The organism is Pseudomonas sp. CM27, assembly GCF_013179515.1.
Lineage (GTDB): Bacteria > Pseudomonadota > Gammaproteobacteria > Pseudomonadales > Pseudomonadaceae > Aquipseudomonas.
On record NZ_JABMCN010000208.1, the window covers coordinates 1 to 10,962 of the forward strand.

A 10,962-nucleotide genomic window follows, 5' to 3' on the forward strand; every position below is an offset into this window, starting at 1 on the left:
TGCGCTTCATCGAAACCAGTGCAACGTAGCGCCTTATCCAGTTCGAGGTCACTCAGGGCTTCTGCGTTGGGCCCGATACGCCGAAGCAGCTCCGCCCGATCCCAATCCAGAGGGTGCTCACCGATAGTGCGCCAGGCACCCTGAGCCACATGCCGCACGGTTGGGCGATAGGCCTCGAGGTCTGTCGGGTGGCTGATTCGCCATTGCCCTGAAGCGTCCTGTACCTGCTCGAACAATTTGCCATTCAGACGAATGAAGTGACGCTGCTGGTGAACGTACTGGCCCTGCTCATTGGCCTCCAATGTGTCAGGCAGTTGTACGTCGCTGGCATAGGCATCCAGGGCTGGCTGCCACAAGCGTTCACTGCCTTCATGTTCGATGCGCACCAGCGAGTCGACGAAACGGGACTGTGCAAGCAGTCCAGCGCCTGCACCGGTGGCCGCTATGAGTGCGAGGTTCAGCAGCACCGACTCGAGCTGCGCCGCGGCCTGCACCTTGTCATCGGCCTCCCATGCCTCGATACCTGCAAACACGCTGTGCATCAGCTGCGCGGCGCCAACGGCCAGCATCACGGTATTGAGCCCTGGTATGAACAGTGCCGCCACATTGGCCAGATCCAGCCCTGCCGACAGCCAATGCTCGAACTGTTCCAGGCGGGCGTTGGCATCCACCAGGGCAGTGGGTACCACGAGCGTTGCGGCGTCGGCTTTGAGCCTGTTTGCATGAGTGAGGTACAAATAGGCCCAGGGCGCAGGTGGCAGTTCGGTGGCCTTGTACAGCACGCGCGCAGACGGTTTGGGAAGCGTGGCTGGCAGGTTGGGGGGAAGCAGCTCATCGAAAAGGCTTTCGTGCAGGCGCTTGGCCAGTTGCCCTTGCAGCGACTGAGGTGCGAAACGGATGATCGTCTGCAGTAGCCGCCGATCCTGCATTCGCCGTGTCAGCGCCTTGGCGGCCTCGCCGGTGGAAGGGTACTCGGCGACGGGGCTGTCGTGCGCGCCGGGGATGTAGACAATGCGCGAGGACTCGGTGCTGCCGATCACCAGCACCTCGTGCAAAGGCACCTGGAACAGGTCCAGCCGCCAGCATCTCACTGGTACTTGACCCTCGGCAATTATGGTATCGGCCACGCACAGGCGGTTCACTGCCTGCAGACCATCGCTGCTCAGCTTGCCACGCAATACCGCGATTTGTGCCTGAACCATCAGTTCGTCACGGCTTGCCTGAATGTGCTGTTGCTCGATTTCGGCCTTCTGGCTGCCGTCATGGATAGAGGCCAGATGGTCCTGGTATCGCTTGCCCAAGTCCAGCTCACGGCATGCTTGAATGAAGGTGGCGGGTGTCCAGCCTGTCAGCGGATTGGTGCTGGTTTTACTGTGAAGGAGCAGGCTGTAGGGGCCCGCTTCATCATCACCGGTGAAGTTGTGCATGGCCGCTTCCAGCAACGACACCTTGCGAGGCTTGCCATCGGGGTCGTACGCGTAGCGTGTCTGCTCGGCTGGTGCGGCAAACCCGGGCTCGCTCTCTGTAGGGAGGAACGGCCTGCGTTTGAACGGCTGGAAGAAATACACGGCCTTATCGACCGGTACTGCGATGCCCAGCCGTTGTTCCAGCAATGGCTTGCAGAAGTCAGGGATGCTTTTCAGCGCCTTGAGCGTCTTGTGCAAGCTTTTGCGGCTGTTGTCACGTTGTGCGATAGCGCTGCGCAGCGCCTGACGTTGGGCTTCTGTTGCGGTCTCATACCAGGGGTAAGGTTCGCCGTTGGCTTGTTGGTAATCCGCGCGAAGGGTGTTCAGCATTGCGCTAACCTGCGGGCTTGGCGTGTGCCGCGACCAGTAAGGCAATGTGCGTTCGATCTGGCGCAGGTGGTAGGGCGTTGCGGCTGTCATGGTGTGGCTCCTGTCAGGGTGAGGGGCCATTGCATGCCAGGCAAGGCGTGAAGCGGCGGTAGTTAGTTAGCCCACGATGTGTCGGTCTCGCCTATGCCAGCGTCGGGCAGGCATCAACGCCGCCGCAGACATCGCGCGAAGGTTGGTTGTCACCGTCTGCCAGGTCTTAGACAGGAAGCCAGCCATGCGCTCATCATCGACACCCAGGGACCACTTGCTGGACAACAACGGCATTGAAATCGCCGTGCGCTGTTGGGGCCCGGAGGACGGCATACCGGTCCTGGCCCTGCATGGCTGGCTGGACAATGCCGCCTCCTTCGACCGGCTGGCACCGCTGCTGGAACACTGTTTCGTGGTCGCCCCGGACCTGGTCGGCCACGGTCGTTCGGACCACCGCCGCCACGACAGTGGCTACTACCTGTGGGAGCATGCCGAAGACATGCTGGCGGTGACCGACAGCCTGGGGCTGAGGCAATTTCATGTGCTGGCCCACGGCATGGGCACCGGGGTGGCGTCGCTGCTGGCGGCGATGACCAGCGGCATCGCCAGCATGACCTTCCTGGATGGCATGGGCGCGCCGTTCACGGTGGCCGAGGATGATCGTGTGCAGCACATTGCCCGCGCCTACCGGCTCAAACGGATGGTGCAGCGCAGCCAGCTGCAGGGCTTTGCCGAGCCGGGCAGCGGCCGCTTCGACGACCTCGACACGGCCCTGGCGCAGCGTCGTGAGCGCCTGGACACCGAGCTGTCGGAAGGCGCCGCGCGCCTGCTGGCCCGGCGCGACCTGCTGCAGCTGGGCGATGGTTATTGCTGGCGGCATGACCCGCGCCTGGTACTGCCCGAGCCCATGCCGCTGACCGAGCGCGAAGCCTGTGACCTGCTTGGCCAGATCAGCTGCCCGCTGTACTTGCTGTTCGGCCGCCAGGGGGCCTTTACCGGCGAGGCCTTTACCCGGCGCCAGGGGGCCTTGCCCGGCCAGGCGAAGATATCCTGGCACCCGGGCGGGCACCACTTTCACCTCGATGCACCGGACCGGGCGCTGGTCGATCAACTGCTGCGTATCCTGACCCGCCACGAAGGGGGAGTGCTGCAACGGTTGGTCAACGAGTAGCTGTTTGTGGTCACGCTGCGTGGACCTGGGCTATGGTGGCGGATGCATGATTACAACCGCCACAAGGAGCCCGGCATGCGACCGTTCGCCGTCAAGCACATCGATCACCTCGTGTTGCGGGTCAGTGACCTGCAACGCAGCGTTGCCTTCTACACCGAGCTGCTCGGCTGCACGGTCAGCCGCGTGCGCGACGACCTGGGCATGGTCCACCTGGCCACGGGCACCGCGATGATCGACCTGGTGACCCTGGACGGCCCGCTGGGCCAGCCTGGCGGTGCGGCACCTGGGGCCGAGGGGCGCAACCTGCATCATTTCTGCCTGCGCATCGAGCCGTTCGATGAGCCGGCGTTGACGGCATACCTGGAGGCAGCGGGGGTGAAGGTGGAGCCTGCCGAGCAGCGCTACGGCGCCGAAGGCGAGGGGTTGTCGCTGTACTGCTACGACCCGGATGGCAATCAGGTCGAGCTGAAGGGGCCCATACCCGCCGCCAAGGCAACATGAGCAACCTGCACCGCGCCGAGCACTGGGTCGATACCGCCGAGGGCAAGCTGTTCGCCCGGGAATGGCTGCCGCCGCAGGCACCGGTGGTGCCCATTGTCCTGTTGCATGACTCGCTCGGTTGCGTGGCGTTGTGGCGCGACTTTCCAGCCCAGCTGGCACATGCCACCGGGCGCCGGGTGATCGCCTACGACCGCCTGGGCTTTGGCCGCTCCGACACTCACCCGGGCAGGCTGCGGCTGGGCTTTGTCGAGGACGAGGCGCAGCTGGGGTTCGCGGCGTTGCGCGAATATTTTGCCATTGGCGACTTCATTGTCTTTGGCCACAGCGTGGGGGGTGGTATGGCCGTTGCCTGCGCGGCGGCGTTTACCGGCCAGTGTGTGGGGCTGATCACCGAGTCGGCGCAGGCTTTTGTCGAAGCACGCACCCTTGCAGGCATACGTGCAGCCGCCTTGCAGTTTGCCCAGCCCGGGCAGATGCAACGGCTTGAGCGCTACCACGGCGGCAAGGCCGAATGGGTGTTGCGCGCCTGGGTGGACAACTGGCTGGGCGAGGATTTTGCCGGGTGGAGCCTGAATGCCGTGTTGCCGCAGGTGCGCTGCCCGTTGTTGAGCCTGCATGGCGATAACGACGAGTTTGGCTCGCAGGCGCATCCCGAGCGCTTGCTGGCATTGACTGGCGGGCCGGGAGTGATGCGGCGGCTGCCCGGGTGCGGGCATGTGCCGCACCGTGAGCAAGCGGAGACGGTGCTGGCACAGGTCGTGCAGTTTTTGCGCTGATTGCGCCTGTACGAGCTGCGGCATGGCTATCGCTCATGGCCAGTGGATATCCCCGTAAAGCCGATTATGCTTCAGTTACCTTGCCGCGATCCGAGGCGGCCCGCCTCGTTGTGCTTCGCGTATCCAAAGCAAGCCCTGGGGCCTGGGTGCGACGGTGAAATGGGTATGAGGTACTCCGGCCTGCATGATGACACGACGGAGGCAACCCATGGCGGTTCTCGACAGCGCATCCACGGGCAGTAGCGCGCCCCAACGCGGTATCACCAAGGAGGAGCGCAAGGTCATCTTCGCCTCGTCCCTGGGCACGGTGTTCGAGTGGTACGACTTCTATCTGTACGGCTCACTGGCCGCCATCATCGCCAAGCACTTCTTCGCCGGCGTCAATGAAACCACCTCGTTCATCTTCGCCTTGCTGGCGTTTGCTGCCGGCTTTGCCGTGCGACCGTTCGGGGCCATCGTGTTCGGGCGCCTGGGCGACATGGTCGGGCGCAAGCACACCTTCCTCATCACCATCATCATCATGGGCTTGTCCACCGCGCTGGTGGGCCTGCTGCCCAGCTACGCCTCGATCGGGGTGGCGGCGCCGATCATCCTGATCAGCCTGCGCCTGCTGCAGGGCCTGGCCCTGGGTGGCGAGTATGGCGGCGCCGCCACCTATGTCGCCGAACACGCGCCCAAGGGCCGGCGCGGCTTTTTCACGGCCTGGATCCAGACCACTGCGACCTTGGGGCTGTTCCTTTCACTGCTGGTGATCATGGCCTGCCGCACGGCCATGGGCACCGAAGTGTTCGAGGACTGGGGCTGGCGGGTGCCGTTCCTGCTGTCGATCCTGCTGCTGGCGATTTCGGTGTATATCCGCATGCAGCTCAACGAGTCGCCGGTGTTCCTGAAGATGAAGGCCGAGGGTAACGCGTGCAAAGCGCCGCTGACGGAGTCGTTCGCCCGCTGGGACAACCTCAAGGTGGTGATCATGTCGCTGCTTGGCGGCACTGCTGGCCAGGCCGTGGTGTGGTACACCGGCCAGTTCTACGCGTTGTTCTTCCTGTTGCAGACGCTCAAGATCGAACCGCAGACGGCCAACCTGCTGATTGCCGGTTCGCTGCTGATCGGCACGCCGTTCTTTATCTTCTTCGGCAGCTTGTCCGACCGCATTGGCCGCAAGAAGATCATCATGGCCGGCTGCATCATCGCCGCGCTGACCTACTTCCCGATCTTCAAGGCGCTGACCGAGTATGGCAACCCGGACGTGTTCGTCGCCCAGGAGCAGAACCCGGTGGTGGTAGTGGCTGATCCGGGCCAGTGCGCGTTCCAGTTCGACCCGGTGGGCAAGGCCAAATTCACCAGCTCGTGCGACATCGCCAAGAGCCTGCTGGCCAAGCGTGCCATTCCCTACACCAACCAGGCAGCCGAGCCGGGCAGTGTGACCCAGATTCGCATTGGCGAGCGGGTACTGCAGAGTTTTGATGGCCGCAGCCTGGCGGCGGCGGACTTCAAGGCGCAGAACGACGCCTTTACCGCGACCCTGGGCGGCGCTTTGAGAGAAGCAGGCTACCCGGAAAAAGCCGACCCGGCGAAGATCCATTACCCGATGGTGCTGTTGCTGCTGACCATCCTGGTGATCTACGTGACCATGGTCTACGGGCCGATAGCCGCGTGGTTGGTGGAGCTGTTCCCGGCGCGCATCCGCTATACCTCGATGTCACTGCCTTATCACATCGGCAACGGCTGGTTCGGCGGCTTCCTGCCGACCGTGGCGTTTGCCATGGTGGCAGCCACCGGGGATATCTATTACGGCTTGTGGTACCCGATCGTGATCGCGGTGATGACGGCGGTGCTGGGCATCTTGTTCCTGCCGGAAACCAAGGACCGGGATATTACTTGAGGTGGATACAGGTGGTATCGGTCGCCTACGCAGGGAACGCATCAGGGCTGAGAGGTGCTTGCCACAAGATATGCAGCGCCTGTGAGATCGAGCGCCGCCCGCGCGGCGCTCGGTCTCCCAGGCGCTGAAAATACCGTGGCAAGCACCTGTTAGCCCTGACGCAGCTAGCCAAAGACCACAGGATCTCCTACCCGATGCAGAAGCGGACTTGCCCGCGAAACGGCCACTACAGGCACCCGTCAATCAAAATACCCACGCAGCCCGAACGCATACCCGGTATCCACCCCCGCAGCTTCACCCCGGTTCCAGCGCTTGTTCAACACGAATTCGAACGCCGGCTCGTACACCCCGTCCCGCACCAGCGCACCGGCCAGCACCTCTACGTCATACCAGCCATTGTCCAGCTCGATCATCGGCCGCCCCGGCACCTGATAGCGCGCCAGCAGGTCACCCAAGGTCTTCGGCGTGAAGTGCTGCAGGATGCGCCAGGTGTACAGCATCAGCGCTCCGTGCTCGACCCGCAGCACATAGCCATTGCGCCGGTGCTTTAGCCGGCTGCCAGCTTCACGCAAGGCCGGCGTATGGCCATCGAGGGTGAACAGGATGCGGTAGGGCAGGTTGTCGACCCCGGCCAGGGGCAGCACCACACCCTCGCGCACCGCCTGGTCGCCGCTGTCGTCATGGGTAAATGCATAGGCCAGGTCGTCGGGCAGTTGCCGGTCGCGCTTGAAACGCTCGAGCAGCTGGATGTCGCCGAGCAGGAAATAGTCGACCAGGTCGTTGAGCACTTCGCTGAATTCGTGGCGCATCTGTTTTCCTTGTTTTTGCGCGTGAGGGCAAGCCGCTAGTGCTTCTGGGCGATCTGGATCAGGTTGCCACAGGTGTCGTCGAATACCGCGACAGTGACTGGGCCCATGGGGGTGGGGGGCTGGGTGAAGTGCACGCCTGCTGCGCACAGCCGGGTGTGTTCAGCCTGGATATCACGCACGCCGAACGAGGTAACGGGGATGCCGTCCTGCTTGAGCGCAGCCTTGTACGCCTTGGCCGCAGGGTGCGCATCGGGCTCCAGCAGCAGCTCGACGCCATTGGGGTCGTTGGGCGAGGTCAGGGTCAGCCAGCGGTGCCGGCCCATGGGGATGTCATGCTTGGGCTCGAAACCCAGTACGTAGTGGTAGAACGCCAGGGCCTTTGCCTGGTCCTCGACAAGAATGCTGGTGACCACGATCTTCATAAGCGCACACCGTATGTCTGGGAGCGATAAGTACCAGTAAAGACGGTCGGGGGCATTTGACCAGTGGCACTGGGCCGCAAACGGTGAAGCCCTGGCTACAAAAATACTGTTCAAGTCCCAGTTAAATCCTTCCTCCGCCGGCACCCACTGGCCAGCTGCCAAGGGGTAAAGTGTCAGGCACGATCCCCGCGCGCCCAGGTCGGCGTCAAAGAGGTACCCGTGGCTGCCTACACCCTGCGACAACTCAAGTATTTCGTCACCACCGTGGAAGCCGGCAGTGTTGCCGAGGCTTCACGCCAGCTGTACATCGCCCAACCGTCGATCTCCACGGCCATCAAGAGCCTGGAAGAAAGCTTCGGCGTGCAGCTGTTCATTCGCCACCACGCCCAGGGCGTGTCGCTGACCCCCAGCGGCAAGCGCTTCTATGCCAAGACCAGGTCGCTGCTGCAGATGGCCCACGAATTCGAGCAGAACGCCCTGGCCGACAACGACACCGTGGCCGGGCACATCGACATCGGCTGTTTCGAAACCGTGGCACCGCTGTACCTGCCGCGCCTGATCGCCGGCTTTCGCCAGCGCTATCCGGGGGTGGATATCCGCCTGCGCGATGGCGAGCAGCAGGAGCTGATCCAGGGCCTGACCGCCGGCACCTTCGACCTGGCGTTTCTCTACGATCATGACCTGGACGGCACCATCGAGGCCGAGCCGTTGATGCCGCCGCAGAAACCCTACGTGCTGCTGCCTGAGCACCACCGTTTTGCCGGCCAGGCCCAGGTATCGTTGCGCGACCTGTGCCCCGAGCCGATGATCCTGCTGGATGTGGCCCCCAGCCGCACCTACTTCGTCAGCCTGTTCAACGAAATGGGGCTGACGCCGAACATTGTCTTCAGTTCGCCGTCCATCGAGATGGTGCGTGGCATGGTCGGGCAGGGCTTTGGTTTTTCGCTGCTGGTGACCCGCCCGCATTCCGAGTACACCTACGATGGCCAGCGCCTGGCGGTGCTCGACATTGCCGAGCCGGTGGCGTTGTCGGGGCTGGCAGCAGCGCGCTTGAAGCGCGTGCAACTGACCAAGCCGGCCCAGTTGTTCGTCGAGTTCTGCCGGGAAGAACTGGCGAAGTTCTGAAAGCGGCACGCCATGCAGGCTGCGCCATGGCGTGCCGACGGCTCAGGGGTTGACCTGATAACCGCGTCCTTGCAGGCAGCCACTGTAGGCACTGGCATGGGCCTGGGTCTTCGCTTCGTCCTGGCCGCGACGGTCTTGACGACGCTCCTGGCGCTGGCGCATGCCACCCACTGCGGCGCCGGCGGTGGCCACTTCCCCGGCGCGGTTCTGCCGGTACTGCTGCTTGGCATCATCGCTGGCCCGGTCATACAGTTCTTCATGCTGATTACCGCGCACCTGCGCGCCCGCTGCACCCGCGACCGCACCTGCGGTCGCGCCTCGCACCCGGCCACCGACATGGGCACCGCCAGACGCCGCAGTACTGTTCGCAGCGTTGGTGGCGACGGTATTGCAATCGTTGATATCCAGTTGCGTCTGCTGGCTGCTCTGGCCTTTGAGCGGCACCACCGACTGCGCCTGGGCGACAGATGCCAAGCACGACAGCACCAGCAGGTAACTCCACGTGAACGTGCGCATGGCACACCTCCATTGGGCGGAAAGCCCGTTTAACAGGATAGTCCGGTTGTAGTGGATAGCGGGCCACACAAGCGCAAATAGCGAACCGAGGCCGGTGGCCCTTGGCTGAACGCCTGGAGCAAGTCAGCCTTGGCTGGCCTTGCGCAGTGGCACTTCGCGCAGCAGCCAGGACAGCACGAAGGCCACGCTGGTGATCATCCCGGCCAACAGGAACACCCCATGCATGGCGCTTGAAAACGCCTGCAAATATGTCTGTTGCAAGGCTGCAGGCAGGGCATGCACGGCGGCGGGCGAGAGGCTCGCGGCGCCCCCGGCGCTGGCGGCAAACTCACTCCCCAGGCCGCCCAGCAAGGCATGCGAGAACAGCGCGCCGAACACCGAGACACCGATGGCACCGCCAATCGAGCGGAACAACGTGGCCCCAGAGGTGGCAACGCCCATGTGGCGGGGCTCGACGCTGTTCTGCACCGCCAGGATCAGGACCTGCATGACCATGCCCAGGCCGGCGCCCAGCAGGCCCATGTACAGGTTCATCAGCGCCGTCGGGGTGTCCAGCTGCAGCCGGCTGAGCAGGCCCAGGGCAACCACTTGCAGCAGGGTGCCGAGGATCGGGAACACCCGGTAGCGGCCCCAGCGGCTGATCAGCCGACCGGTAATCGCCGACACCACCAGCAGGCCACCCATCAGCGGCAGCATCTGCAGCCCGGCGCTGGTGGGCGTGGCATTTTTCACCACTTGCATGTACAGCGGCAGGAAGGTGACTGCGCCGAACAGCGATACCCCGACGATAAAGCCGATCAGCCCGGCCAGCACGAAGGTGCGGTGGCGGAACAGGTGCAGCGGCATGATCGGCTCGGCGGCGCGGCGTTGTTCGACCACGAACCCGACCAGGCCGAGCAGCGCGAACAGCGACAGGCACAGCATATCCAGCGATTGCCACGCCAGCAGGCTGCCGCCCAGGCTGGTAATCAGCACCAGGGCTCCCAGCGCCACGGTAAGGAAGAACGCGCCGATGTAGTCCACCGTATGCCGCACCAGGGCCACATGCGGGCGAAATACGCCGCCGATCACCAGCAATGCCAGCAGGCCAAGGGGCAGGTTGATGTAGAAGATCCAGTGCCACGACAGGTGCTCGACCAGAAACCCACCGACCAACGGGCCCACCACAGTGGCCAAACCGAACACACCGCCGAACAGTCCTTGATAGCGACCGCGTTCGGCAGGCGGTATGACATCGCCGATGGCGGCCATCGCCACCACCATCAAGCCACCCCCGCCCAGCCCTTGCAGTGCACGGAAGGTGATCAGCTGGGCCATGTCCTGCGCCAAGCCACACAGTGCCGAGCCCAGCAAGAACAGGATGATGGCAACTTGCAGTACACGCTTGCGACCGAACTGGTCGCCGAACTTGCCATACAGCGGCACCACCACCGTCGAGGCCAGCAGGTAGGCTGTGACCACCCACGACAGCCAGCGCAGCCCGCCCAGGTCGCTGACGATGGTCGGCAGGGCGGTGGAAACAATGGTCTGGTCAAGGGCGGCCAGGAACATCACCAGCATCAGGGCTGCCAGCAGCAGCGGGATGGAGGTTTGCGCATGCGTGGCGGCGGGGGAAGTATCAGTGGATATCGGTTGCACGGGGCGGACCTCAACGGAGCGTGGCATGGGCCTGGGCATGTTGCAGACCGGCGTCCTGCAGGCCTGCCAGGGCAAAGCGGTACAACTGGCTCGCAACGGATGCGCTGGGCATTTGCAGGATTTCGTGCAGCGCCCCGGAGCCGCCTCGCGGGCCGATCAGCAACATTGCCCAGGGTGCCGTGACACAGAGGATGCAGCGGGTCAGGGCGGGGTCGTCGACGGGGATGCCGCTGACCTCGCTGAACAGCCCCTTGAGCAGCGACAGGCGCAGGGGGGCCGCGGCCTGCAGGTGCGCC

At 64.0% G+C, this 10,962-nt stretch carries 10 protein-coding genes and 1 pseudogene; 5 read left to right on the forward strand and 6 right to left on the reverse strand.

What is annotated here, in order from left to right:
- On the reverse strand, positions 1-1,886 hold a 1,886-nt coding region (locus HP547_RS22085), incomplete at its 3' end, for a dermonecrotic toxin domain-containing protein (RefSeq protein ID WP_372242915.1).
- A gap of 184 nt (positions 1,887-2,070) precedes the next feature.
- Here HP547_RS22085 and HP547_RS22090 point away from each other — a divergent pair.
- The 4 genes from HP547_RS22090 to HP547_RS22105 all read left to right on the forward strand — a co-directional run bounded on the left by HP547_RS22090 (position 2,071) and on the right by HP547_RS22105 (position 6,156).
- Positions 2,071-2,997, forward strand: coding sequence for an alpha/beta fold hydrolase (locus tag HP547_RS22090; protein WP_172287426.1), 927 nt, complete (start codon positions 2,071-2,073; stop codon positions 2,995-2,997).
- Between the two features lie 75 nt (positions 2,998-3,072).
- Positions 3,073-3,498 carry a VOC family protein gene (locus HP547_RS22095; RefSeq protein WP_172218809.1) on the forward strand — a complete coding sequence of 142 codons (426 nt, stop codon included), beginning with the start codon at positions 3,073-3,075 and terminating at the stop codon, positions 3,496-3,498.
- Positions 3,495-4,274 carry an alpha/beta fold hydrolase gene (locus HP547_RS22100; RefSeq protein ID WP_172287427.1) on the forward strand — a complete coding sequence of 260 codons (780 nt, stop codon included), beginning with the start codon at positions 3,495-3,497 and terminating at the stop codon, positions 4,272-4,274. The genes HP547_RS22095 and HP547_RS22100 overlap by 4 nt, the downstream gene beginning before the upstream one ends.
- Before the next feature lie 208 nt (positions 4,275-4,482).
- On the forward strand, positions 4,483-6,156 hold the full coding sequence (locus HP547_RS22105) for an MFS transporter (RefSeq protein WP_172218807.1): 1,674 nt from the start codon (positions 4,483-4,485) through the stop codon (positions 6,154-6,156).
- A 239-nt stretch (positions 6,157-6,395) separates the two neighbouring features.
- On the opposite strand, the gene HP547_RS22110 is transcribed toward HP547_RS22105, so the two are convergent.
- Together HP547_RS22110 and HP547_RS22115 are read right to left on the reverse strand one after the other, a co-directional pair.
- Positions 6,396-6,965, reverse strand: coding sequence for a hypothetical protein (locus HP547_RS22110; RefSeq protein ID WP_172287428.1), 570 nt, complete (start codon positions 6,963-6,965; stop codon positions 6,396-6,398).
- Between the two features lie 35 nt (positions 6,966-7,000).
- Complete coding sequence (locus HP547_RS22115; RefSeq protein WP_172233557.1) at positions 7,001-7,387, reverse strand: VOC family protein; 387 nt, start codon at positions 7,385-7,387, stop codon at positions 7,001-7,003.
- A gap of 219 nt (positions 7,388-7,606) precedes the next feature.
- On the opposite strand from HP547_RS22115, the gene HP547_RS22120 reads away from it, so the two are divergent.
- The gene (locus HP547_RS22120) at positions 7,607-8,512 is read left to right on the forward strand and encodes a LysR substrate-binding domain-containing protein (protein ID WP_172287429.1); all 906 of its coding nucleotides are present in this window, start codon (positions 7,607-7,609) and stop codon (positions 8,510-8,512) included.
- A 42-nt stretch (positions 8,513-8,554) separates the two neighbouring features.
- Here HP547_RS22120 and HP547_RS22125 read toward each other — a convergent pair whose 3' ends face one another.
- The 3 genes and pseudogenes from HP547_RS22125 to HP547_RS22135 all read right to left on the reverse strand — a co-directional run.
- The gene (locus HP547_RS22125) at positions 8,555-9,028 is read right to left on the reverse strand and encodes a YMGG-like glycine zipper-containing protein (protein WP_172287430.1); all 474 of its coding nucleotides are present in this window, start codon (positions 9,026-9,028) and stop codon (positions 8,555-8,557) included.
- Between the two features lie 123 nt (positions 9,029-9,151).
- A complete protein-coding gene (locus HP547_RS22130) occupies positions 9,152-10,666 on the reverse strand; it encodes a DHA2 family efflux MFS transporter permease subunit (RefSeq protein WP_172287431.1) in 1,515 nt (504 codons plus the stop codon).
- A 10-nt stretch (positions 10,667-10,676) separates the two neighbouring features.
- A pseudogene (locus HP547_RS22135) lies at positions 10,677-10,962 on the reverse strand (DUF1956 domain-containing protein); the annotation flags it as partial.